This is a genomic window from Stenotrophomonas sp. YJH_SMC_40 (assembly GCF_059368615.1).
The window spans coordinates 96188-120951 of the sequence record NZ_JCAFRX010000004.1 but is presented as its reverse complement, the minus strand read 5'-3'; the positions used below and the strand labels follow the sequence as shown (position 1 = coordinate 120951).

The following is a 24764-nucleotide window of genomic DNA, read 5'->3' as shown; positions in this document are numbered from 1 at the left end:
GCTCACTCCGCGCGCGGCTTCTTTGCCGCCGGCTCGTTGGAAGAAGAATTCGTGTTCGGCTTCGGACGCTTCGGCGCCGGACCGGTCGGCTTGCTCGGGGCCAGCCCCAGCGCCACCCAGTCGGGCATGATCCGTGCCTTGTCGATGTTGTCGGCCGACACCACCACTTCGGTCTTGTCGACGATGAAGGTGATGGTGCCTGCGGCCTCGTCGGTTGCCTCGATACGGCCCTGCAGGCGACGACGGTTGTCCTGCGGCAGCTTCAGCGTGACCTTGGCCGATTCGCCCTGGTGGCGAGCGAACTGCTCCAGGTTGAACAGCGGGCGATCCACGCCCGGCGAGGACACTTCCAGCGTGTAATTGCCGCTGATGGGGTCTTCGACGTCCAGCTGCGCCGACACTTCGCGGCTGACCCGCTCACAGTCGTCGACATTGATGATGCGCTCGGGCTGTTCAGCCAGCGGCACGTCGATGTAAAGGCGCAGGGTCGCACCGCCGGGGGCCGGCAGATACTCAACGCCCAGCAGCTCCAGGCCCAGCGACACAACGGTCGGGGCGAGCATATTCGCGATGTCGGTTGCCTTGTCGCTCACAGCCTGCCTTGATCTCTTGGTTGGGTGCCGGCCTTGGCCGGCGTGAAAACATGACGCCCCGGAAACGACAAAGGGCCCGCTGGGCCCCTTTTCCGGAAAGACTCCGGTGACTGGATTCCGGTTGCAACCTGCAGTGCCTGCCGGTTGCGGCCCTCCTTCCGGGTCCGGACTCCCGCCGGGAGGCCGCCTTCAGGGGTACTGCTAGGCCGCTGATGATAGCGGCTGCACCGCGCTGGTGCAAGGTGCGGACCTGGGGTCAGATCCCTTTCCCGCGGAAAAGGGATCTGACCCCGATCACGCAGAAACGACGCAGCCACCCAAAGAAAAACGCCTTCGAAGCAGGACTTCGAAGGCGATCTCTTTACTTGGTAGCGGGGGCAGGATTTGAACCTGCGACCTTCGGGTTATGAGCCCGACGAGCTGCCAGACTGCTCCACCCCGCATCAGAAGCGGAATTATGAGCGTTGGCTCCAAAAAATGCAAGCTTTCCCTCATTCATCAAACCGGTTGGCGCCGACCTGAAGTTGGTAGCGGGGGCAGGATTTGAACCTGCGACCTTCGGGTTATGAGCCCGACGAGCTGCCAGACTGCTCCACCCCGCACCGGAAGTGTTTGAACTGCTGCCCCGCTCTCTTTTGAGAAGGGCTACCGCAACGATGTTCTGGCTGAACCGCTGCAGTGACAACTCAGGCTGCGCATATTACACGAATCGCGCAGCTTTGTGTCAACTTTTATGCAAGATGCGCAAATGCCTGCTGGCACCAGACCATGATCGGGTTCCAGGCCAGGCCCAGCGCGAGCAGCGCCAGCGCGTTCACGCCCAGCACCAGGCCCAGCACGCGGTCGTTGCTGCGCGGCATGGCCTCGCCCACCGGCTCATCGAAGTACATGACCTTGATGACGCGCAGGTAGTAGAAGCAGCCGACCACGGCACACAGCACGCCGAGGATGGCCAGCCACAGCAGGCCACCGTTGACGGCCGCGCCCAGCACCGCCAGCTTGGTCCAGAAGCCCAGGAACGGCGGAATGCCGGCCAGCGACGCCATGATGCACAGCACCAGGACGGCCATCCACGGGTTGCGGGCATTGAGGCCCTTGAAGTCCTCGATGTTCTCGGCTTCGAAACCGGCACGCGACAGCGCGATGATCGCGCCGAAGGCGGCGGTGGACATGATGGCGTAGGCCAGTGCGTAGAACAGCGCGGCGGCATAGCCCTGCGCGCCACCACCGGCGATGCCCATCAGCAGGAAGCCGATGTGCGAGACGGTGGAGAACGCCAGCATGCGCTTGAGGTTGCTCTGCGCGATGGCCATCAGGTTGCCGATGACCAGCGAGACCGCGGCCAGGCCGGCGATCAGCAGCTGCAGTTCAGTCGACAGCGGACCCACGCCCATTTCCAGCAGGCGGTAGGCCATGCCGAAGGCGGCCAGCTTCGGCGCCGAGCTGATGAACAGTGCGATCGGTGCCGGAGCACCCTGGTACACGTCCGGCAGCCACATGTGGAACGGTGCGGCACCCAGCTTGAAGGCGACGCCGGCGATCATGAACACCGCACCGGTGATCAGCAGCACGCGCTCTTCCGAGTGCGGAATGGCGTCACGGATGACGTCCAGGTGCAGGCTGCCGGTGGCGCCGTAGATCAGCGACATGCCGTACAGCAGCAGGCCCGAGGCCAGCGAACCCAGCACGATGTACTTCATCGCCGCTTCCGAGGCCAGACCGTTCTCACGGTTGCTGGCAACCAGTGCGTAGGAGCACAGCGCCAGCAGTTCCAGGCCCAGATAGACCATCAGAAGGCTGCCGGCCGAGACCAGGATCATCATGCCGGCGGTGCCGAACAGGATAAGCACCGGGATCTCGCCCTGGAACAGGTTGCGGTCACGCAGGTAACGCCAGCCGTAGACCAGGGTCAGGCCGCTGAGCAGCACGATCCCGGTCTTCATCACGTCCGCGGCGGTATCGCGCACGAACATGCCATGGAAGACCTCGCCCTGCCCGCCCACGCCCGTGGCCAGCATGAACAGCACCACGGCCAGCGCAGCGAGCGAGAACAGGTGGGTGACGATCTTGTTCCGGTTGCTGACGAACAGGTCGAGGATCATCAGGGCGAAGGCGCTGCCGATCAGCACCAGCTCGGGAGCGAGCGGTGGCAGGTCAGCGGCGGTCAATGGCAGCAGCGGCGAGGTGGTCATCATCAAATCCTGGAATTACAGCAGCTTGCTGGATGCGATCTGCATCGCCAGCTTCGCGATCGAGGGCTCCATCAGGTCGGTCAGCGGCTTGGGGTAGATGCCCAGGGCCAGCACGCCGATGGCGAACACGCCCAGCACCAGCCATTCGCGGCCGTTGATGTCCTTCAGTTCGGCCACGTGGCTGTTGGCCACTTCGCCGAAGAAGATGCGCTTGTACAGCCACAGGGTGTAGGCGGCGCCGATGATCAGGGTGGTGGCCGCGCCCAGTGCGATCCACGGATTACGCTGGAAGGCCGACAGGATGACCATGAACTCGCCGACGAAACCGCTGGTGCCCGGCAGGCCCGCATTGGCCATGAAGAACAGCATGGCGAAGGTGGCGAACCACGGCATCACGTTGACCACACCGCCGTAATCGGCGATGCGGCGGCTGTGCATGCGGTCGTACAGCACGCCGACACAGGAGAACATCGCACCGGACACGAAGCCGTGCGAGATCATCTGCACCATGGCGCCCTGCAGGCCCAGGCGGGCAGCATCGGCGTTGCCGGCTTCACGCACCAGCCACAGGGCGATGAAGGTACCCAGGGTGACGAAGCCCATGTGCGCGATCGACGAATAGGCGATCAGCTTCTTCATGTCGTCCTGCACCAGGGCGACCAGGCCGACGTAGATCACCGCGATCAGCGACAGCGCGATCACCAGCCAGGCCCATTCCTGCGACGCGTCCGGGACGATCGGCAGGTTGAAGCGCAGGAAGCCGTAGCCACCGATCTTCAGGGCGATGGCGGCCAGGATCACCGAACCGGCGGTCGGCGCTTCCACGTGGGCGTCCGGCAGCCAGGTGTGGACCGGGAACATCGGCACCTTGACCGCGAAGGCGATCAGGAAGGCGAAGAAGATCCAGGTCTGTTCCTTGGCCGACAGCGGCAGCGCGTACAGGTCGGCCAGCTGGAAGCTGCCGCCCTTCATGTACAGGTAGATCAGCGCCACCAGCATCAGCACCGAGCCGAGGAAGGTGTACAGGAAGAACTTCAGTGCTGCGTAGATGCGGCGCGGGCCACCCCAGACACCGATGATCAGGAACATCGGGATCAGCATGGCTTCGAAGAACACGTAGAACAGCATCGCGTCCGTCGCGGCGAAGATGCCGACGGTGACGCCTTCCAGGATCAGGAAGGCCGCCACGTACTGGTTGACGCGCTTGTCGATGGCGCTCCAGGCGCCGATCAGGGCAAGCACGCTGACCAGGGTGGTCAGCAGGATCAGCGCCACGGCAATGCCGTCCACGCCCAGGTTGTAGCCGATCTTGTACGCCGGGATCCAGGCATGGGTCTCGACGAACTGCAGGCCGTCGATGCCCGCGTTGTAGCCGCTCAGCAGCGAGAGGCTTGCAACGAAGGTGAGCACCGCGACGCCCAGCGACGCCCAGCGGGCAGTCTGTGCATCACGGATCGCAAGGATCAGGGCGCCACCGATGATCGGCAGCCAGATGAGGACACTGAGTAGAGGCCAGTTCGACACGTCTTCTTATTCCGTACAGGTCATCAACGCAGGTAATGCATCAGCACGCCCAGCAGGGCAATCAGGCCGATGATCATCGCGAAGGCGTAGTGATAGAGGAAACCGGATTGGGTACGACGCAGCACGCCGGCTGCAACGTCCACAACACGTGCCGAGAGATTGACCACACCGTCGACGATGTTGCTGTCGATCCAGCGCGAGACCTTGCCCAGCTTGACGCTGCCACCGGCAAAGCCATCGATCCACAGCTTGTCGAAGCCGTACTTGTTTTCCAGCACCGAAACGATCGGGGCGAAGGTCTTGCGTGCCTTGCCCGAGAGGTCCGGCTTCCACAGGTAGAACAGCGCAGCCAGCAGGAAGCCCGCCAGGGTCAGCCAGAACGGCGGCAGCATCATGCCGTGCAGCGCGAACGCCACCGGGCCATGGAACTCTTCACCCAGGAACGCGACGGTGTTCTTGGCCGGATCGTAGAAGTCGACGATGCCGGTGAAGAACGTCTGTGCCTGGCCCTTGATCGCCTCGTGCGCATGGTGGCCGGCCCAGTCGGTGCCGTGCAGCATCGGACCGATGCTGAAGAAACCGATGGCGATCGACGGGATGGCCAGCAGGATCAGCGGCAGGGTCACCACCCAAGGGGTTTCATGCGGTTCATGCGGACCGTGGCCATGGCCGTGGTCGTCATGGGCATCGCCATGGTGGGCATCGGCGGCGTGGTGATCGTCATGGCCGTGGCCATGATCGTCGTGTGCGTCGCGGAAACGCTCCTTGCCGTGGAAGGTCATGAACAGCAGGCGGAAGCTGTAGAAGCTGGTCACCAGCACGCCACCCAGCACCGCCCAGTAGCCATAGGTGGCCACCCAGCTGTTCTGCATGTGGGCGTGGATCTCGGCCGCCTCGATGATGGTGTCCTTCGAGTAGAAGCCGGAGAAGAACGGCGTACCAACCAGGGCCAGCGTACCGATCCACATGGTGATGAAGGTGATCGGCATGTACTTGCGCAGGCCGCCCATCTTGCGCATGTCCTGCTCGTGGTGCATCGCGATGATGACCGAGCCGGCGCCCAGGAACAGCAGGGCCTTGAAGAAGGCGTGGGTCATCAGGTGGAACACGGCGGCCGAGTAGGCCGACACGCCCAGGGCGACGGTCATGTAGCCCAGCTGCGACAGCGTGGAGTACGCGACGACGCGCTTGATGTCGTTCTGCACGATGCCGATCAGGCCGGTGAAGAACGCGGTGGTGGCACCGATGAACAGCACGAAGTTCAGCGCCGTCTGCGACAGCTCGAACAGCGGCGACATGCGGGTGACCATGAAGATACCGGCGGTCACCATCGTCGCGGCGTGGATCAGTGCCGAGATCGGGGTCGGGCCTTCCATCGAGTCCGGCAGCCACACGTGCAGCGGGACCTGGGCCGACTTGCCCATGGCGCCGATGAACAGGCAGATGCAGATGACGGTGGCGATCGACCAGATCACCGGCTCGTTCAGCAGCTGCATGCCCAGGAGCGTGCCGTCCCAGATCTGCAGCTGGGCGCGCGGGTCAGCCAGCATGCCGGCCTGCGAGAACACCTGCGAGTAGTCCAGGGTGCCGAACACCCACAGCACGCCGGCGATACCCAGCAGGAAGCCGAAGTCACCGACGCGGTTGACCAGGAACGCCTTCATGTTGGCGAAGATCGCGGTCGGGCGCTTGAACCAGAAGCCGATCAGCAGGTACGACACCAGGCCCACCGCTTCCCAGCCGAAGAACAGCTGCAGGAAGTTGTTGCTCATCACCAGGGTGAGCATCGAGAAGGTGAACAGCGAGATGTAGCTGAAGAACCGCTGGTAGCCCGGGTCGTCCTGCATGTAGCCGATCGTGTAGATGTGGACCAGCAGCGACACGAAGGTCACCACCACCATCATCATCGCGGTCAGCTTGTCGACCATGAAGCCGACGTGCGCCGAATACTGGCCGACTTCGAAGAACGTGTAGATGTTCTGGTTGAACGGCTGCGCGCCGCCCCACATCAGCTGGTAGAACGTGTACATCGACAGGCCGCAGGCTACCGCGACGCCGAGGATGGTGATGGTCTGCGCGCCGAAGCGCTTGACCTGGCGACCGAACAGGCCGGCGATGATGCTGCCGAACAGCGGTGCAAGCACCACTGCGATCAACAGACTCTTGGAGAGAGTGATTTCCATCTGTGGATCAGCCCTTCAACGAATCGACTTCGCCGACATTGATCGTGCGGCGGGTACGGAACAGGGTCACCAGGATCGCCAGGCCGATGGCGGCTTCCGCGGCGGCGACGGTCAGGATGAAGAACACGAACAGCTGGCCGGACGGATCGCCCAGCTGACGCGAGAAGCCGACGAAATTGATGTTCACCGACAGCAGCATCAGCTCGATCGACATCAGCAGGACGATGACGTTCTTCCGGTTGAGGAAGATGCCGGCCAGGCTGATGGCGAACAGCACCGCGCCAAGCGCAAGCATGTGGCCAAGGGTAATCACGGCTGGGTCTCCTCGCCGGTGGCCGGCTTGCTGTTGCTGTGCACGACCGGTGCTTCGGCGCCCATCTTGACCATGCGCAGGCGCTGGCCGGCCTTGACCATGGTCTGCTCACCCGGGTTCTGGCTCTTCACGCCGGTACGGCGACGCAGGGTCAGCATCACGGCGGCGACCACGGCCACGGTCAGGATGACGGCGGCGAACTCGAACGGCAGCAGGTATTCGGTGAACAGCGTGCGCGCCAGCCAGGTGACGTTGGAGCTGTCGGCAGCGACCGCTGCGGCGTTGTCGGCCGGGAACGGAGTGACCGCCCTGCCCTTCACGCCGATCAGGATCAGCATCTGCACCAGCATCGCCACTGCCACGATCAGGCCGACCGGCAGGTAGCGCACCCAGCCCTCACGCATCTTGGTGGGATCGATGTCCAGCATCATCACCACGAACAGGAACAGCACCATCACCGCGCCGACGTAGACCAGCACCAGCGCCACGCCGAGGAACTCGGCGCCCACCAGCAGCCACACGCAGGCAATGGAGAAGAAGGTCAGCACCAGGCACAGCACTGCATGCACCGGGTTGCGCACGCTGATCACCGCACCGGCCGAAACCGTTGCCGCGATGGCGAACACCCAGAAAGCGATATTTACCCAATCCATCTCTCGACCTCAGCGGTAAGCGGCATCGGCGGCACGACGCTCGGCGATCTCGTTTTCGAGACGATCGCCAAGGGCCAGCAGCTGCGGCTTGGTAACGATGTTTTCGCCACGGTTCTCGAAGTGGTACTCGAGGATGTGGGTTTCGACGATCGAGTCCACCGGGCAGCTTTCTTCGCAGAAGCCGCAGAAGATGCACTTGAACAGGTCGATGTCGTAGCGGGTGGTGCGGCGGGTGCCGTCCTCGCGCTTGGCCGAGTCGATGGTGATGGCCAGGGCCGGGCACACCGCTTCGCACAGCTTGCAGGCAATGCAGCGCTCTTCGCCGTTGGGGTAACGGCGCAGCGCGTGCAGGCCACGGAAGCGCGGCGACTGCGGAAACTTCTCCATCGGGTACATCATCGTGTACTTCGGCTTGAAGCTGTACTTCAGCGTCAGCCAGAGGCCCGCCAGCAGTTCGAGCAGCAGCAGGCTCTTGAAGTAATGGGTAATCCTGTTCATCACTTTAGACGCCCTTTTGAATCACGCCGAAGAACACCATGACGGCGGTAACCGCGATCCACAGAATGGCCAGCGGGATGAAGACCTTCCAGCCCAGGCGCATGATCTGGTCGTAGCGGAAGCGCGGGAAGCTGGCACGGAACCAGATGTAGGCACTGGCGAAGAAGAACACCTTGACGAACAGCCACGGTGCACCGCCCTTCCAGATCCAGTCGACCAGCGGCGAGACATCGCCGAAGTTGACCCAGCCCTGGACCGGGCTCAGCCAGCCGCCGAGGAAGAAGATCGAGATCAGGAAGCTGATCAGGATCATGTTCGCGTATTCGGCCAGGAAGAACAGCGCGAAGGCACCGCCGGAGTATTCGACCATGTGGCCGGCGACGATTTCCGATTCGCCTTCCACCACGTCGAACGGCGCGCGGTTGGTTTCAGCCACGCCCGACACCCAGTAGATGACGAACAGCGGGAACAGCGGCAGCAGGAACCAGTCGAAGAAGCCGGAGTTGCCGGCCTGCGCCATCACGATATTGCTCAGGTTCAGGCTGCCAGCGGCGATCATCACGCCGACCAAGGCGAAGCCCATGGCGATTTCGTAGCTGATCATCTGCGCCGAGGCGCGCATGGCACCCAGGAACGCGTACTTCGAGTTGGACGCCCAACCGGCCAGGATGATGCCGTAGATGCCCAGCGAGGTCATCGCCAGCAGGTACAGCAGGCCGGCGTTGGCATTGGACAGCACGATCTGCGAATCGAAGGGGACCACCGACCAGGCCGCGAAGGCCGGGGCCAGGGTGATCAGCGGTGCCAGCAGGTAGATCGCCTTGTTGGCGCTGCTCGGCTGGACCACTTCCTTGAACAGCAGCTTGAAGACGTCGGCGAAGGCCTGGAAGATGCCCATGCCCACGTACATCGGGCCGTGGCGGACGTGCATCCAGCCGATCAGCTTGCGTTCCCAGACCACGTAGAAGGCCACCGAGATGATCACCGGAACGGTGATCACCAGGATCTTCAGGATGATCCAGATCAGCGCGCCGATGTCACCGAGGCCAAGCAGCCACTGGTGCAGCGGGTCGACCGCGTTCAACAGCAATTCGTTCATGCAGCCACCACCGTTACGCGAGCGGCACCCAGCGGCGCGGTCGCGCCGTGGCCCGATTCAATCCAGACCGAACCCGCAGCGACGCGGGCGTCGACCACCACCGGCAGGGTGGCCTTGCCGGCATCGGTGCCGACCTTGGCCATCTGCCCTTCCTGCAGCTGCAGGCGAGCGGCATCTTCAGCGTTCAGCACGATGCGCGGGGCGTTGTTGAGCGGATGCGACTGCAGCGCCGGGGCGCGACGGACCACCGCATCGGTGCGGTAGATCGCGGCGGTCGAAGCCACTTCCAGGCCTTCGCCGGCAATCACCGGCTGCGCCGAAGCGGCAACGGTGACCGACACCGGGGCCAGGCTGGCACGCAGGCCGGCCAGGTCGGTGAAGTCGAAACCGGCCAGCGCCATGTCGCCGCCCAGTGCGCGCAGCACGCGCCAGCCTTCACGGGCCTCGCCCGGCAGCTTGCCGCCGGCACGGGCCGACTGCTCGCGACCATCGAGATTGGTCAGGGTGGCGTCGATTTCCGGCAGCGCACCGATCGGCAGGATCACGTCGGCGACGTCGCGGGTCGAGGCACAGGCGAATTGGCTGAAGGCCACCACCTGGGCACCGGCCAGCGCCTTGCGCGCGGCAGGTGCATCGGCGAAATCCAGGCCCGGCTCCAGGCCGTACACCACGTAGGCCTGGCGCGGCTGCGCCAGCATCGCGGCGACGTCCTTGCCGGCCGGCAGCACGCCAGCGCGGGTCAGGCCCACGGCGTTGGCGCCCTGCGGGATGCGGCACAGCTTGGCACCGGTGGCGGCGGCGAAGTCACGCGCGGCGGCGCGGATGGCGGCAGCCTGCGGGTGGTTCTCGGCGATGCCACCAACGATCAGCACGGTGTTGTTGCCGCCCTGCACGGCCGAACGCAGTTCGGCGCTGGCCAGTGCGTCGACGAACTTCGACGGTGCAACGATCTGCTTGCCGGCAATGCTGAAGGCGAAGTCGAAGTCCACCGGATTGACGACGTGGATCTTCGCGCCCTTGGTGGTCTGCGCCTTGCGCAGGCGGGCGTGCAGCAGCGGCAGTTCGTGGCGGATGTTGCTGCCCAGAACGACGATGCGGTCGGCGCCCTCGATTTCGGCCAGCGGCAGGCCGAACACTTCGGCGGTTGCAGCGTCGGAGAAATCACGGTTGTTGATGCGGTGGTCGATGTTGCTCGAGCCCAGGCCCTTGGCCAGGCGGGCCAGCAGCGCGCCTTCCTCGTTCGAGGTGGACGGATGCACCAGCACGCCCAGGTTGTCGCCCTGGTTGGCCTTGAGGATCTCGACGGCCGCGGCCAGGCCTTCGGCCCAGCTCACTTCCTTCCACTCGCCATTGACCTTGCGCAGTGGCTTGACCGCACGGTCTTCGCTGTACAGGCCCTGGTGCGAGTAGCGGTCACGGTCGGAGAGCCAGCACTCGTTCACCGCTTCGTTGTCGCGCGGCACGGTGCGCAGCACTTCGCCGCGACGCACGTGCAGGAACAGGTTCGAACCCATCGCGTCGTGGTAGCCCAGCGACTCGCGCGCGGTCAGTTCCCACGGGCGGGCGCGGAACTGGAACACCTTGTTGGTCAGTGCGCCGACCGGGCAGACGTCGACGACATTGCCGGACAGTTCGGTGGTCAGCGGCTTGCCGTCGAAGGTACCGATCTGCAGGTTCTCACCGCGGTACATGCCACCCAGTTCGTAGGTACCGGCGACGTCGGCGGTGAAGCGGACGCAGCGGGTGCACTGGATGCAGCGGGTCATCTCGGTGGCGACCAGCGGGCCCATGTCCTCGTCCGGCACCACGCGCTTGCGCTCGTTGAAGCGGCTGACCGAACGGCCATAGCCCAGCGATACGTCCTGCAGCTCGCACTCGCCGCCCTGATCGCAGATCGGGCAGTCCAGCGGGTGGTTGATGAGCAGGAACTCCATCACCGAGCGCTGGAACTTCAGTGCCTTCTCGCTGCGGGTGGCGACCTTCATGCCATCCATCACCGGAGTGGCGCAGGCCGGCGCCGGCTTCGGCGACTTTTCCACGTCCACCAGGCACATGCGGCAGTTGGCGGCGATCGGCAGCTTCTCGTGGTAGCAGAAGCGCGGAATCGAAATGCCGGCCTTGTCGGCCGCCTGGATGATCATCGAACCCTTGGGCACGACCAGCGACTTGCCATCGATTTCGATGGTCACGTGATCCGGTGGCACGTTCGGGTTTACGGGTTGCGCGCTCATGCGGCGGCTGCCTCCACCTTCTTGCCGTCAACCATCGAATGACCGTTGACGATGTAGTACTCGAATTCGTCCCAGAACTGGCGCAGGAAGCCCTGGATGGGCCATGCAGCCGCTTCACCGAACGCACAGATGGTGTGGCCTTCGATCTGGCCGGCCACCGCCTTCAGCTGGTGCAGGTCTTCCATCGTGGCCTTGCCGGCGACGATGCGCTCCAGCACGCGGTGCATCCAGCCGGTGCCCTCACGGCACGGGGTGCACTGGCCACAGGATTCCTTGTGGAAGAACTGGCTGATGCGGCAGGCGAACTTGACGCAGCAGACGCTGTCGTCCAGCACCACGATCGCACCCGAACCCAGGCCGGAGCCCAGCGCGCGGATGGTGTCGTAGTCCATCGGCAGGTCCTTCAGCTCGGCCGCGGTCAGCACCGGCATCGACACGCCGCCCGGGATCGCGCCCTTCAGCGTGCGGCCCGGACGCAGGCCACCAGCCATTTCCAGCAGGTCGTGGAATTTGGTGCCGAGCGGCACTTCGAAGTTGCCGCCATTCTGCACGCAGCCGGACACCGAGAAGCACTTCGGACCGCCGTTGGCGGTCAGGCTCAGGCCCTTGAACCACTCCGGACCGTTGCGGATGATCGCCGGCACCGAACCATAGGTTTCGGTGTTGTTGATCGTCGACGGCTTGCCATACAGGCCGAAATTGGCCGGGAACGGCGGCTTGTAGCGCGGCTGGCCCTTCTTGCCCTCCAGCGATTCCATCAGCGCGGTTTCTTCGCCGCAGATGTACGCGCCGGCGCCCAGCGCACCGTAGATGTCGATGTCCACGCCGCTGCCGAGAATGTTCTTGCCCAGCCAGCCGTTCGCATAGGCGTCGGCCAGGGCCTGCTCGAAGTGCTCGAACGGCTCGTGGTGGAACTCACCGCGCAGGTAGTTGTAACCCACGGTCGAACCGGTGGCGTAGCAGGCGATCGCCATGCCTTCCACCACCGAATGCGGGTTGTAGCGCAGGATGTCGCGATCCTTGCAGGTGCCCGGCTCGGATTCGTCCGAGTTGCAGAGGATGTACTTCTGCATGTTGCCCTTCGGCATGAAGGACCACTTCAGGCCGGTCGGGAAGCCTGCGCCACCGCGGCCGCGCAGGCCCGAGGCCTTGACCATCTCGATGACCTGCTCCGGCGGGATCTTCTCTTCGAGGATCTTGCGCAGGGCGGCGTAGCCACCGGTCTTCAGGTAGCTTTCGTACGACCACGGGGTGTCGTAATGCAGGGTGGTGTAGACCACCTGGTGCGGCAGCGGCGCGGGGCCGACCGGACCCTTGGATTCGTGGTGATGTGCCATGCCCTTACTCCAGCCCGTCCAGCAGCTCGTCGACCTTTTCCAGGGTCAGACGCTCATGGTAGTGACCGTTGATGACCATCATCGGCGCGCCACCGCAGCCGGCCAGGCACTCTTCCTCGCGCTTGAGGTAGACGCGGCCGTCCGGGGTCGATTCACCGTGCTTGATGCCCAGCTTCTTCTCGCAGTGGCGGACGATGTCCTCGGCGCCATTGAGCCAGCAGCTGATGTTGGTGCAGATGGCCACGTTGTTGCGGCCGACCTTCTCGGTCTCGAACATCGAGTAGAAGCTGGCGACCTCGTAGGCCCACACCGGCGGCAGGTCCAGGTACTTGGCCACGCCGGCGATCAGCTCGTCGGTCAGCCAGCCCTGGTTCTGCTCCTGGGCCGCATGCAGGCCCTGCAGCACGGCAGAGCGCTTGCGGTCCGGCGGGAACTTGGACAGCCAGTGATCGATGTGAGCGCGGGTCTTGTCGCTCAGCACCACCATCGGGTCGACGTCGCGCGCCGCCTCGAAATTACCTGTCGCCTTCATCGGCCGACCTCAGCGAAATGCATAACGTGAAATTCCAGAAACTGCGGCGCCGGCTTGCGCCGGCTGCCTGCAGCGGGCGTTGGCGTGGCGGACGGCATTACCGGTCAACCTCGCCGAACACCAGGTCGTAGGTACCGATCATCGCCACCACGTCGGCCAGCATGTGGCCGCGCACGATCGAATCGATCGAGGACAGGTGGGCGAAGCCCGGCGCACGCAGGTGCACGCGGAACGGCTTGTTGGCGCCATCGGAGACCAGGTAGCAGCCGAATTCGCCCTTCGGGGCTTCCACCGCCGAGTAGGTCTCGCCGGCCGGCACGCAGTAGCCTTCGCTGAACAGCTTGAAGTGGTGGATCAGCGCTTCCATGTCGTCCTTCATGTCCTCGCGCTTGGGCGGAGCGACCTTGAAGTTCTTCACCATCACCGGGCCCGGGTTGGCCTTCAGCCACGCCACGCACTGCTTGATGATGCGGTTGGACTCGCGCATTTCGGCAACGCGGACCAGGTAGCGGTCGTAGCAGTCGCCTTCCTTGCCCAGCGGGATGTCGAAATCGACGGCATCGTACTTGGCGTACGGGCGCTTCTTGCGCAGGTCCCAGGCGACGCCCGAGCCACGCAGCATCACGCCGGTCATGCCCCACTGGTGCGCCAGTTCCGGCGTCACCACGCCGATGCCGACGGTACGCTGCTTCCAGATACGGTTGTCGGTCAGCAGGGTTTCGTATTCGTCGATGCGCTTGGGGAACTCGACGGTGAAGTTCTCCAGGAAGTCCAGCAGCGAGCCCTCGCGCGAAGCATTGAGCTGCTTCAGCGCCTTGCCCTTGTGCCAGCGCGACTCCTTGTACTTCGGCATGTGGTCCGGCAGGTCGCGGTAGACACCGCCCGGACGGTAGTACGCCGCGTGCATGCGTGCGCCGGAGACTGCTTCATAGCAATCCATCAGCTCTTCGCGCTCGCGGAAGGCGTACAGCATCACCGCCATCGCACCCAGGTCGAGCGCGTTGGAGCCCAGCCACATCAGGTGGTTGAGGATGCGGGTGATCTCGTCGTACATGGTGCGGATGTACTGCGCACGCTCCGGCGCCTCGATGCCCATCAGGGTCTCGATCGCGCGCACGTAGGCGTGCTCGTTGCACATCATCGACACGTAATCCAGTCGATCCATGTAACCGATCGACTGGTTGAACGGCTTGGACTCGGCCAGCTTTTCGGTACCACGGTGCAGCAGACCCACGTGCGGGTCGGCGCGCATGATGGTTTCACCGTCCATTTCCAGGATCAGGCGCAGCACACCGTGAGCGGCCGGATGCTGCGGGCCGAAGTTCATGGTGTAGTTGCGGATTTCCTGCCGGCTTTCGGCGGCGTTGCTGGCGAATGCTTCGCCGGCCTGGTGTACGTGGCTCACTTCACTGCCTCCTGCGCGCGCTCACCTTCTGCGGTCTGCAGACGGGCGTCGTCGCGGATCACGCGCGGCACGCCGACGCGCGGCTCCACCGAGGTGACCGGTTCGTAGATCACGCGCTTCTTTTCTTCGTCGTAGCGGACTTCGACATTGCCGATCAGCGGGAAGTCCTTGCGGAACGGATGGCCGACGAAACCGTAGTCGGTCAGGATCCGGCGCAGGTCCGGGTGGCCTTCGAAGATCACGCCGTACAGGTCGAACGCTTCGCGCTCGAACCAGTTCAGGCCCGGCCAGATGCCGGTCAGCGAGGACACCACCGGCAGTGCTTCGTCAGGGGCGAAGCAGCGCAGGTGCATCATCAGGTTGTGCTGGTACGAGCGCAGCTGGGCGACCACGGCGAAACGCTGGGTCGGCATGTGCTGCGGGCGGGCACCGTCGGCACCGTTTTCCTCGGTGGGGAACTCACCCCACGCGAAACGGCCCTGGGCCTTGCCTTCGACGCCACGGCTGAAGCCCTGCGAGGACACGTCGGCGGTGTCCCATTCGTCGGAGCCATAACCCAGGTAATCGACGCCGCAGAGATCCACGGCCTGCTCGAAACCAAACTCGTCACGCAGCGCCAGGGCGGTGGCGTGCCACTCGGCGGCAGGCACTTCCAGCGTCACTTCGCCGCGGGGTTCGACCACGATGACCTTCGCACCAGCGAAACGTGCGGAGAGTCGGTCGATGAAGGATGCTTGCTCTGCCATGGGGGCTTGGCGCACTCTTGTCAGGTGAAGGGGTCAGCGGGCGATGGTCTGTGTACGCCAGATCTTCTTCTGCAGCTGCAGGATCCCGTACACCAGCGCCTCGGCGGTCGGCGGGCAACCCGGGACGTAGACGTCCACCGGCACCACGCGATCACAGCCGCGCACGACAGAATAGGAGTAGTGGTAATAGCCGCCACCATTGGCGCAGCTACCCATCGAGATGACCCACTTCGGGTCCGGCATCTGGTCGTAGACCTTGCGCAGCGCCGGGGCCATCTTGTTGACCAGGGTACCGGCCACGATCATCACGTCGGACTGGCGCGGCGACGGGCGGAACACCACGCCGTAGCGGTCAAGGTCCAGGCGCGCGGCGCCGGCGTGCATCATCTCGACCGCGCAGCAGGCCAGACCGAAGGTCATCGGCCACATCGAGCCGGTGCGCGCCCAGTTCAGCAGTGCATCGACGCTGGTGGTGACGAAGCCCTTTTCCAGCAGCGGGTTGTCGCCTTCCGGCCGCAGGATGTCATCAACCCGGCCTTCCGGCGTGGGGTTGTTCATGAGGCCATCGAGAGTCTGAATCACTCCCATTCCAGCGCTCCCTTCTTCCAGACGTAAATGAAACCGAGGAACAGCATGCCGACGAACAGGCCCATGGTGACGAGCGAACGCGCGCCCAGCTCCATGAAGACCTGGGTCCACGGCACGATGAAGATGATTTCCAGGTCGAAGACGATGAACTGGATCGCGATCAGGTAGTAGCGCACGTCGAACTTCATGCGCGCGTCTTCGAAGGCCTCGAAGCCGCACTCGTACGGCGACAGCTTTTCCAGATCGGGGCGGCGGGGACCGAGGAATCGACCAACCAGCATCAGCGTAATGCCGATACCGGTGGCAACGATCAGAAACAGCAGAGACGGCAAATATTCGGCCAGCACAGCGATTCTCTCTTGCCTCTGCCGCTGCGCCTGCAGGCGCTTTGGCATGGGGGAGTGGACGGGAATCTACCTGGCGCCTTGCGCGCCAGGCGAACCCGCTTTACTTACAAATGGTGCCCAAGAGGGGACTCGAACCCCTACGACCTAAGTCGCTACCACCTCAAGGTAGTGCGTCTACCAATTCCGCCACCTGGGCAAACGATCACATCAGACTATCTTCCCGATGCGCCGCGTATTGTAACCGGCTTCAGTGTTTCTGGGAGCCTTCCGAAGGCTTTTCTTCACCAGAAACCGAAGATTCCGCCTGAGCCGGCACATTCGCGGCCGGAACCGGGGCGGCCGGGACCGCATCAGCCTTCGGAACGACCGGCAATTCGCCTGCCGGAGCCGCCGGAGCGACCGCCGCCGGGGCGGACATCAAGCCCAGATCCTGGTCGGCCGCCGGACGGCTGCCATGACCGGCATACCAGGCCATGAAGAGGCTGATGCCGAAGAACACGACGGCCAGCCACTTGGTCGACTTGGACAGGAAGTTCGAGGCGCCACGCGCACCGAACACCGTACCCGAGGCGCCGGCACCAAAGCCCGAACCCGCCGCCGCACCCGAGCCACGCTGCATCAGGATCAGCGCGATCATGGCCACAGCGACCAGCACGTAGACGACATTGAGGATCAACATCAGCATTGGAAACCGCCCTCGGACAATACTTCTAGGATTAGTTCGCGGCCGCCGCCCTTGCGATGGCCAGGAAGTCCGCGGCCACCAGGGAGGCGCCGCCGACCAGCCCACCATCGACATCCGGCTGCGCGAACAGTTCCCCGGCATTGTCGGGCTTCACGCTACCGCCGTAAACAATGGGCAGTGAATCAGCGATTCTAGCATCGATACGCGCGACTTCGCCACGGATGAACGCGTGCACCTGCTGTGCCTGCTCCTTGGTGGCGGTACGGCCGGTACCGATGGCCCAGACCGGCTCATAGGCGACCACGGCCCGGGCGAAACCGGCCGCGCCGACCAGCTCCAGCACCGGTGCCAGCTGGCTGGCGATGACCGCTTCGGTCTGCCCGGCCTCGCGCTGTTCCAGTGTCTCGCCCACGCACAGCACCGGCACCAGGCCGGCGTGCTGGGCGGCGGCGAACTTGCGCGCGACCAGCTCGCTGCTCTCGTGGTGGTACTGGCGGCGCTCGGAATGGCCGACCAGGCCATAGCGGGCCCCGACCTCGACCAGCATGGCCGCGCAGACCTCGCCGGTGTAGGCGCCCTTCTCGTTGCTGCTCACGTCCTGCGCGCCAAAGGCCAGGCCGGTCTCGCCGAAGTCCTCGACCAGCTCGCCCAGGTACGGCAGCGGCGGCAGGATCACCACATCCACCCCATCCACCGGCAGCCCGGCGGCCACCTGCCCCAGCAGTTCATTGGCGAATTGACGGCTGCCATGCAGCTTCCAGTTTCCGGCGACGATCTTGCGGCGCATGAGCGGGTGGCTCCTGTGTGAAGTCAGCCGGTCATGATACCCGCTGCGGCAAAAATCCGTTTCCTTGTAAGCGGTTACATGGATTTTCAGCCAACGGCGCAGCCCCTCGTGGCGGGGGGGGGGGGCGGGGTTTGGTTGCTCGCGGAGAGCCAGGCTAGATCCAGGGCTTGGCCGGGCGGGTGGGACTGCGCAGGGGACGCTGCAAGTACGTCCATGTAAGCTCGATCGCCGCATCCATGCGGCTCACGCCCCTGCGCAGCCCCACCCACCCGGCCTCTGACACAGTCCGGCGGCTCCGCCCGCCACGGAAAGAAAAAAGAAGAGCAAGAGCAAAGGCAAAAGCTGCATTCCGGGTTGCTGCTGGCTGGACCAACCCCTACCCCACTTCGATCCGACAGATCTCATCCACGCAAGGCGTGGATCTACCGCGTCGACCAAGGTCGACACCCACCGGGAATCGCGATTTACCCACCGTCACCGGGAAACTGTCGAAAGCGGGGAGGTGTGGGTTGGCAGGACCGTTGGCGCCATGGATGGCGCCATCGAGCTCCCAGGGGTGAGGGCGCTTTGCTTGCGAAGCACTGCTTCGCAAGCGCCCGAACGCACAGCCGCCAGCGGCTGGGCCGGTCTGGGGGTTCACGGCGTGTCCTGCCAACCCACACCGCCCCGCCCAACACGCAGAAACCCAGAGCCGCTTTGGCTTTGGACTTGCCGGCCAGCGGCCGGCGCTACCGCGGGTGCAGGGTGCAACCCTGCAAAGACAAAGGCCGCCTTTCGGCGGCCTCACTTTTCTTTACTTCAGCTTGATCTCGCGCAGGCGCTCCTCGAGGAAGCCGTGGGCGGTGATCGGCTCCGGGTACCGGCTCGGATTCTCCGGGGTGATGCACGAGGGCAGCACGTCGATCAGGAAATCCGGGTTCGGGTGCAGGAAGAACGGCACCGAGTAACGCGGCTGGCGGGCCAGCTCGCCCGGGGGGTTGACCACGCGATGGATCGTCGACGGGTACACATGGTTGGTCAGGCGCTGCAGCATGTCGCCGATGTTGACCACGATGGTGTCCGCGTCCGAGGTGAACGGCACCCACTCGCCCTCATGCGACTGCACCTCCAGGCCCGCGGCGCTGGCGCCGACCAGCAGGGTGATGAAGTTGATGTCGCCATGGGCACCGGCACGCACGTTCGGGATGTCGTCGGTGGTGATCGGCGGGTAGTGGATCGGGCGCAGGATCGAGTTGCCGAAGTTGGTCTTGTCGGCGAAGAAGTCTTCCGGCAGGCCGATGTGCAGGGCCAGCGCGGACAGCACGCGCGAACCCAGGTTGTCCAGCGCCTGGTACAGGCCGTAGCCGCGCTCACGGAAGCCCTCGACCTCGGTCGGCCACAGGTTCGGCGCCATCACGTCGCGGTACTTGGAGTCGTCGGCGATTTCACGACCGATGTGCCAGAACTCCTTCAGGTCGAAGTGCTTTGAGCCCTTGGCGGTTTCCACGCCGAACGGGGTATAGCCGCGGGCGCCGCCGCTGCCGGCCACGTGGTACTTGCGCTTGACCTCTTCCGGCAGGGCGAAGAAGGCCTTGAAGGCATCGTAGGCCGCGTCGATGTCGGCCTGCGGAATGCCGTGGTTGCGGATGCCCGCGAATCCCCATTGGCGGTAGGCCGCGCCCAGCTCGGCCACGAAGGCCTCGCGGTCGCTGTCGAAACGGGTGATGTCGAGGGTGGGGATCTGGCTCACAGCAATTCCTGGCTTGTCATTGGGTCTTGGGGGGCCTGCGCATTCATGGCCCGCCTGAACATTGTGACAGATCACCCGGCGGACGCTACTCGATCCTCGGAAACAAATCGATACAATGCGCGACCTGCGCACAATTTAACGAATCCATCACGTTGGCAGCGCAAGCCCCGACCGCGCCTCCCCGACCCGACGCACCATGCCCGACGCCCCAGCCGCCATCGCCCTTCCCTCTGCGGGCCCTGCTCTTCGCTGGCGCCGGCTTGCGTGGTGGTCCCTGTTCGTCCTGGGCAATGCGCTGCTGGCGACGATGATCACCCTCGGCAACGTGCCGCTGTACGACAACCCGGGCGGCCGCCAGGGCCTGGCCTATCTCGCGATTGCCCTGCCCGGGCACCTGCTCGCCTTCGGCGCGCTGGCCGGCGCGCTGCCACTGCTGCTGGGCCTGTGGCCGCGCAGCGCGCGCACGCTGAGCATCAGTGCGGTACTGCTGCAGGGCTTGTGGTTGTGTCTGCTGCTGGTCGACGCCAAGGTGTTCACCCTGTACCGCTTCCACCTCAATGCCATGGTCCTGAACATGGTGTTCGGCGGCGCCCTGCAGGACCAGGTTGCGTTGTCGTGGAAGACCTGGATGCAGGTCGGCCTGCTGGTGGCGGCCATTTTCACCGCCGAGGGCATCCTGGCCTGGGCGTGCTGGAAGCTGCTGCCGGCCGCGCCCCGCCGGCGCAGGGTGCTGCAGGCCTGGGCGGTGGTCGCCCTGCTGATGGCGAGCGGCCAGGTGGCCACCGCCTACTACGACGCACGCGGCGACCGTGACGTGATTGCCCAGTGGAACTACCTGCCCTGGGCCCAGCCGATCACCGCCAAGAGCTTCATGCGCAGGCTGGGCGTGGTCAGTGAACAGCAGGTCGGCCTGCCCGATCCTCGCCATGCGCAGCTGCTGTATCCGCTGCAGCCACTGCGCTGCCAGAGCCCACAGCGGCCCAATGTACTGATGGTCGTGCTGGAATCGCTGCGCCACGATGCGCTTACTCCGCAGATCATGCCGAACACCTCGGCACTGGCGGCCTCCGCTCGTGTCTACGACCAACATTTCAGCACGGGCAACGCCACCCGCTATGGCCTGTTCGGCCTGCTCTACGGCCTGCCGGGCGGCTACTGGCAAAGCATGCTTGACGAACAGCGCGGCTCACAGCTGTTCAAGGTGCTGGGCCAGCAGGGGTACGACCTGCATCTGTACGGCAGCGCGCCGATGTACAGCCCGGAATTCGACCGCACTGCATTTGCGGACGTCCGCGACCAGCTGCACCAGGGCCCGCCCGGCCTGGGTTCGGAAGGCCGTGACAGCAGCATCGTGGCCTCGCTTCAGAAGGACATCCGTGCAAGCCAGGCAGCGCACACGCCGTGGTTCGGCTTCGTCTTCCTCGATTCCACCCACGCGCCCTACCACATGCCCGCAGGCTACCCGCCGCTGGCGACCCCGATGGCGCAGGAAATCGACTTCCTCAGGTTCGGTCCGGACCACGACCCGGCCCCGGAACTGAACCGTTACCGGACCGCCGTGCATTACGCCGACAGCCTCGTCGGCACCCTGCTGGACGATCTGCGCGCGCAGGGCCTGGATCAGAACACCATCGTCCTGGTCACCGGCGACCACGCCGAGGAGTTCAACGACCTGAAGCTGAACTACTGGGGCCACAACGGCAACTTCTCCGACTACCAGCTGCAGGTACCGTTCGTGCTGCACTGGCCCGGCCAGGCCAGCGGCCGTGAGACACGCACCAGTTCACATGAGGACTGGGTGCCGACGTTGATGCGCCACGCCCTGGGCTGCGAGAACGCATTGAGCGACTTCAGCACCGGCCAGGATCTGCTGGCCGAACCCGCAGGCGAGCGCGCACTGGTGGTGGAAAGCTGGTCACAACGCGCCGTCCGCCATGGCGGTGCCATCTACGTGTTCGACAAGTTCGGCAACGCCACCGCGCTCGACCGGCACTACCGCCCGCTGCCGCGCCAAGCCCCGGATGCCGGCGCCGTCCGTACCGCATGGGAAGCGCTGACCCGCTTCCGCAACCGCTGACCACAGAGGATGGATTCCATGAAACGCTCGCTGCGGATCCTGCATACCGAAGCTGCCCGGGGAATGGGCGGCCAGGAGATCTACATCTTCCGCCACATGCAGGTGATGCGTGCGCGTGGGCACCAGGTGTCGCTGCTGTGCCAGCCCGATGCCCGCCTGGCCCAACTCGCGCGCGACGATGGCTTCACTGTGCATACCCTGCGCATGGGCGGCCTGGCACGGCTGCTGCGCGGCATCTGGTCGGTGTCACGCCTGGTACGCCGCGAACGCTACGACGTGGTCAACACCACCAGCCGCCGCGACGCACTGATCGCCGCGGCCGGCGCACGCCTGGGCGGCACGCCACTGGTGGTGCGCTCGCGCCACCTGATGAGTCCGGTCAATTCGTTGCTGACCTATACCGGTCTTCCGCACCGGATCATCACCGTCAGCGATTTCGTCAAGCGGCTGCTGGTCGACCGCGGCATTGCCGCCGAGCACATCGGCATCGTGCCCCCCATGGCGACGCCGCCGCGCTGGGGCATGACCGAGCAGGGCGATCCCTGGGAGAACCTGCAGGCCACCCGCGCACAGGTCCGCGCCGAACTCGGTTTCGCCGAGCGCGATATCGTGGTCGGCTGCGTGGCCGTGCTGCGCGAGCCCAAGGGCCATGCCGAGCTGCTGCGCGCCATGGCGCCACTATGCAAGACCAATCCCGACCTGCACCTGGCCGTGGTCGGCGACGGCGAGCCGGTCATGGGCCGCCTGCAGGCCCTGCGCAGCGAACTCGGGCTGGAGCGCCAGGTGCACCTGCTCGGCTTCCGCAGCGACGCACACCGGCTGATGGCCGGTTTCGACATCTTCGCCCTGGCCACCCACAAGGAAGCCTCGGGGACGGTGTTCCTCGAGGCGGCGCAGGCGGCACTGCCGATCGTCTCGCATCGCGTTGGCGGCGTGCCTGAAATGCTGGTGGAAGGCAGCAATGCCATCCTCACCCGGCTGGGTGATGACGCCGCCCTCACTGGTGCGTTGCGGCTGCTGGTGGATGATCAGGAACGTCGCCGGCAGATGGGCCGCGCCGGTTGGGACTGGATCCGCAGCGCCAAGCAGTTCAGCGCGGCCGGCCACGGAGAGGCCACTGAAAACTACTACCTCCAATGGTTGAAGGAGCTGGGTCATGGCTAACGCCAGAACCGTACCGGTGCTGATGCACCACCATGTCAGCAACTCGCCGGGAATGATCACCGTATCCCCGGAGAACTTCGAGAGCCAGATCTCCTGGCTCGCACGGACCGGCTGGACCTCGCTGACGCTGGACCAGTACGCCGGCTTTCTCGCCGGGAAGCCGGTGCCGCGCAAATCGATCGTGATCACGTTCGACGACGGCTACCTGGACAACTGGGTCTACGCCCATCCGATCCTGCAGAAATACGGCATGCATGCGGTGGTGTTCGTGGTCACCGGCTGGATGCACGAAGGTCCGATCCGCCCGCATGCAGGCATCGAAGGCGCCGAGCTGCCGGCCACGCCTGAACATCGCGCCTGCGAGGACCTGATCTACAAGCAGGGCCGCAGCGACGAAGTGATGATGCGCTGGAGCGAAGCGCGTGCGGCAATCGAAGCCGGCACGTTCGAGGTCCACTGCCATACCCACAGCCACACCCGTTGGCTCAAGCGCGATGACCTGGACCGTGCGCAGCGCCGCGAAGGCATCAGCGGCGACCTGGCCATGGCGAAGCAGACGCTGCTGGAGAAGCTCGGCGAAGTCTCCGATACGCTGTGCTGGCCCTATGGTGACTTCGACGATGACTACATCGAAGTGGCACGCGAACAGGGCTTCCGCTACCTGCACACCACCCATCCCTTCGGCCGCAACGTGATTGGCGGCGATCCGGAGCGGATCTATCGCTTCGCGATCCGCAACCGGCCGGCCAGCTGGCTGCGCAAGCGCATCGCATGGAGCTACAACCCGTTGATCGCGCCGATCTTCAACGGCTTCAAGGCGCGGCAGAAGAAGATGGTGCCTGGCCCTTAGGAGGCCACGTTCATCTTGATCGCGGCAGCACCCGTTTTTCGAATGGACTCAAAGGAAGTGAAGGCAATGAACGTACTGGTGACCGGCGGTGCTGGCTACATCGGCTCGCATGCATGCGTGGAGCTGCAGCAGCAGGGGCACGGCGTGGTCATCGTGGACTCGCTGTGCAACAGCGACGCCAGCGTGGTCGAGCGCATCGGACGGATCACCGGCACGGCACCGGTGTTCGTGCAGGCTGACATCCGGGACCGGCCGCGCATGGCCGTCTTGATGCAGGAGCACGCGATCGATGCCGTACTGCACTTCGCAGCGCTCAAGTCCGTGGGCGAATCCCAGAAGATTCCACTGCAGTACTTCGACAGCAACATCAGCGGTTCGATTGCCCTGCTCGGTGCCATGCAGGATGCAGGCGTGCAGTTGCTGGTCTTCAGCTCTTCGGCAACGGTGTACGGCAACCAGGACCACTGCCCGGTGGCCGAGACCGCTTCAACCTGTGCGATGACGCCCTATGGGCGCACCAAGCTGGTGGTCGAGCAGCTGCTTGCCGACCTGGCGGCAACCGGCCAGGACCTGCATATTGCGACGCTGCGCTACTTCAACCCGGTCGGCGCCCACGCCAGCGCGCTGATCGGCGAGCTGCCGCATGGCACGCCGAGCAACCTGATGCCCTACATCGCGCAGGTCGCCGCCGGGCTGCTGCCGGAGGTCCAGGTCTTCGGGGACGACTATCCGACCCATGATGGTACCGGCGTGCGCGACTACATCCATGTGCAGGACGTCGCCAGCGCCCACGTGCTGGCCCTGCAGTTCCTTCGCGACCAGCGGCGCAGCATCACCCTCAACCTTGGCACCGGCCAGGGCCACAGCGTGCTGGAACTGATCCAGGCCTTCGAGCTCACCACCGGCGTGCGGGTTCCGTTCCGCATCGTACCGCGGCGCGATGGCGACATCGCGGTCAGCTTCGCCGATGCCTCGCTGGCGCTGCGCGAGCTGGGCTGGAAGGCGCGTCACGATCTCACCGACATGTGCCGGGACACCTGGAAGTGGCAGCGGGCGATGTCACGCGCCGCGCAAGGTGCAATGCCAGAGCACCTGCCCGCGCGCTGATGCGGGCAGGACCCAGCGGTCGGAAACGCCCGTACACGACGCGTCACAAGGTGCACAGCCGCAGCTGAACGCGATCGCGGGTCGCGCACGGTTGAGCCCCCCCCCTACCAGAAAAGAACATGGC

Annotated in this window: 22 protein-coding genes and 3 tRNA genes; 4 read left to right on the top strand and 21 right to left on the bottom strand. The window is 64.9% G+C overall.

What is annotated here, in order from left to right; translation table 11 throughout:
- Positions 1 to 2: 2 nt before the first annotated feature.
- The 21 genes from rimP to AC5P6X_RS08785 all read right to left on the bottom strand — a co-directional run bounded on the left by rimP (position 3) and on the right by AC5P6X_RS08785 (position 19442).
- Complete coding sequence (rimP, locus tag AC5P6X_RS08885; protein ID WP_049451205.1) at positions 3 to 593, bottom strand: ribosome maturation factor RimP; 591 nt, start codon at positions 591 to 593, stop codon at positions 3 to 5.
- A gap of 366 nt (positions 594 to 959) precedes the next feature.
- Positions 960 to 1036: transfer RNA gene (locus AC5P6X_RS08880), tRNA-Met, on the bottom strand.
- A gap of 82 nt (positions 1037 to 1118) precedes the next feature.
- Positions 1119 to 1195: transfer RNA gene (locus tag AC5P6X_RS08875), tRNA-Met, on the bottom strand.
- Between the two features lie 129 nt (positions 1196 to 1324).
- Positions 1325 to 2785 (bottom strand): NADH-quinone oxidoreductase subunit NuoN, encoded by a 1461-nt coding sequence (gene nuoN / locus AC5P6X_RS08870; RefSeq protein ID WP_049451204.1) that lies wholly within the window; start codon positions 2783 to 2785, stop codon positions 1325 to 1327.
- Between the two features lie 15 nt (positions 2786 to 2800).
- Positions 2801 to 4309 (bottom strand): NADH-quinone oxidoreductase subunit M, encoded by a 1509-nt coding sequence (locus AC5P6X_RS08865; protein WP_005410452.1) that lies wholly within the window; start codon positions 4307 to 4309, stop codon positions 2801 to 2803.
- A gap of 23 nt (positions 4310 to 4332) precedes the next feature.
- The gene (gene nuoL, locus AC5P6X_RS08860) at positions 4333 to 6492 is read right to left on the bottom strand and encodes an NADH-quinone oxidoreductase subunit L (protein WP_049451203.1); all 2160 of its coding nucleotides are present in this window, start codon (positions 6490 to 6492) and stop codon (positions 4333 to 4335) included.
- 7 nt (positions 6493 to 6499) lie between these two features.
- Positions 6500 to 6805 (bottom strand): NADH-quinone oxidoreductase subunit NuoK, encoded by a 306-nt coding sequence (nuoK, locus tag AC5P6X_RS08855; RefSeq protein WP_005410454.1) that lies wholly within the window; start codon positions 6803 to 6805, stop codon positions 6500 to 6502.
- Entirely contained in the window at positions 6802 to 7458 is a 657-nt protein-coding gene (locus AC5P6X_RS08850) for an NADH-quinone oxidoreductase subunit J (protein ID WP_010486441.1), read from the bottom strand. Before AC5P6X_RS08850 ends, nuoK begins: the two co-directional genes overlap by 4 nt.
- Before the next feature lie 9 nt (positions 7459 to 7467).
- A complete protein-coding gene (gene nuoI, locus AC5P6X_RS08845) occupies positions 7468 to 7956 on the bottom strand; it encodes an NADH-quinone oxidoreductase subunit NuoI (protein ID WP_005410456.1) in 489 nt (162 codons plus the stop codon).
- A 4-nt stretch (positions 7957 to 7960) separates the two neighbouring features.
- Positions 7961 to 9055: an NADH-quinone oxidoreductase subunit NuoH gene (nuoH, locus tag AC5P6X_RS08840; RefSeq protein WP_088437031.1), complete on the bottom strand. Its 1095-nt coding sequence runs from the start codon at positions 9053 to 9055 to the stop codon at positions 7961 to 7963.
- Positions 9052 to 11286, bottom strand: a complete 2235-nt coding sequence (gene nuoG / locus AC5P6X_RS08835; RefSeq protein ID WP_049451201.1) for an NADH-quinone oxidoreductase subunit NuoG — start codon at positions 11284 to 11286, stop codon at positions 9052 to 9054. Before nuoG ends, nuoH begins: the two co-directional genes overlap by 4 nt.
- The gene (gene nuoF, locus AC5P6X_RS08830; protein WP_010486436.1) at positions 11283 to 12623 is read right to left on the bottom strand and encodes an NADH-quinone oxidoreductase subunit NuoF; all 1341 of its coding nucleotides are present in this window, start codon (positions 12621 to 12623) and stop codon (positions 11283 to 11285) included. Before nuoF ends, nuoG begins: the two co-directional genes overlap by 4 nt.
- Before the next feature lie 4 nt (positions 12624 to 12627).
- Positions 12628 to 13155, bottom strand: a complete 528-nt coding sequence (gene nuoE / locus AC5P6X_RS08825) for an NADH-quinone oxidoreductase subunit NuoE (protein ID WP_005410460.1) — start codon at positions 13153 to 13155, stop codon at positions 12628 to 12630.
- A gap of 97 nt (positions 13156 to 13252) precedes the next feature.
- A complete protein-coding gene (locus AC5P6X_RS08820; protein ID WP_014037950.1) occupies positions 13253 to 14560 on the bottom strand; it encodes an NADH-quinone oxidoreductase subunit D in 1308 nt (435 codons plus the stop codon).
- Complete coding sequence (locus tag AC5P6X_RS08815) at positions 14557 to 15306, bottom strand: NADH-quinone oxidoreductase subunit C (protein ID WP_005410462.1); 750 nt, start codon at positions 15304 to 15306, stop codon at positions 14557 to 14559. Before AC5P6X_RS08815 ends, AC5P6X_RS08820 begins: the two co-directional genes overlap by 4 nt.
- 33 nt (positions 15307 to 15339) lie before the next feature.
- Positions 15340 to 15894 carry a NuoB/complex I 20 kDa subunit family protein gene (locus AC5P6X_RS08810; RefSeq protein ID WP_005410463.1) on the bottom strand — a complete coding sequence of 185 codons (555 nt, stop codon included), beginning with the start codon at positions 15892 to 15894 and terminating at the stop codon, positions 15340 to 15342.
- A complete protein-coding gene (locus AC5P6X_RS08805; protein ID WP_005414075.1) occupies positions 15885 to 16241 on the bottom strand; it encodes an NADH-quinone oxidoreductase subunit A in 357 nt (118 codons plus the stop codon). The genes AC5P6X_RS08810 and AC5P6X_RS08805 overlap by 10 nt, the downstream gene beginning before the upstream one ends.
- A gap of 111 nt (positions 16242 to 16352) precedes the next feature.
- Positions 16353 to 16437 (bottom strand) — tRNA-Leu (locus tag AC5P6X_RS08800).
- A 51-nt stretch (positions 16438 to 16488) separates the two neighbouring features.
- On the bottom strand, positions 16489 to 16926 hold the full coding sequence (gene secG / locus AC5P6X_RS08795) for a preprotein translocase subunit SecG (RefSeq protein WP_049451200.1): 438 nt from the start codon (positions 16924 to 16926) through the stop codon (positions 16489 to 16491).
- A 31-nt stretch (positions 16927 to 16957) separates the two neighbouring features.
- A complete protein-coding gene (gene tpiA / locus AC5P6X_RS08790) occupies positions 16958 to 17713 on the bottom strand; it encodes a triose-phosphate isomerase (RefSeq protein ID WP_049451199.1) in 756 nt (251 codons plus the stop codon).
- 793 nt (positions 17714 to 18506) lie between these two features.
- The gene (locus tag AC5P6X_RS08785) at positions 18507 to 19442 is read right to left on the bottom strand and encodes an isopenicillin N synthase family dioxygenase (protein ID WP_024958320.1); all 936 of its coding nucleotides are present in this window, start codon (positions 19440 to 19442) and stop codon (positions 18507 to 18509) included.
- A 196-nt stretch (positions 19443 to 19638) separates the two neighbouring features.
- On the opposite strand from AC5P6X_RS08785, the gene AC5P6X_RS08780 reads away from it, so the two are divergent.
- The 4 genes from AC5P6X_RS08780 to galE all read left to right on the top strand — a co-directional run bounded on the left by AC5P6X_RS08780 (position 19639) and on the right by galE (position 24640).
- A complete protein-coding gene (locus tag AC5P6X_RS08780; RefSeq protein WP_169448295.1) occupies positions 19639 to 21519 on the top strand; it encodes a DUF3413 domain-containing protein in 1881 nt (626 codons plus the stop codon).
- Between the two features lie 18 nt (positions 21520 to 21537).
- Entirely contained in the window at positions 21538 to 22683 is a 1146-nt protein-coding gene (locus tag AC5P6X_RS08775) for a glycosyltransferase family 4 protein (protein ID WP_005410469.1), read from the top strand.
- Positions 22676 to 23533: a polysaccharide deacetylase family protein gene (locus AC5P6X_RS08770; RefSeq protein WP_123958850.1), complete on the top strand. Its 858-nt coding sequence runs from the start codon at positions 22676 to 22678 to the stop codon at positions 23531 to 23533. The genes AC5P6X_RS08775 and AC5P6X_RS08770 overlap by 8 nt, the downstream gene beginning before the upstream one ends.
- Before the next feature lie 66 nt (positions 23534 to 23599).
- Entirely contained in the window at positions 23600 to 24640 is a 1041-nt protein-coding gene (gene galE, locus AC5P6X_RS08765) for a UDP-glucose 4-epimerase GalE (protein ID WP_049451995.1), read from the top strand.
- Positions 24641 to 24764: the final 124 nt, after the last annotated feature.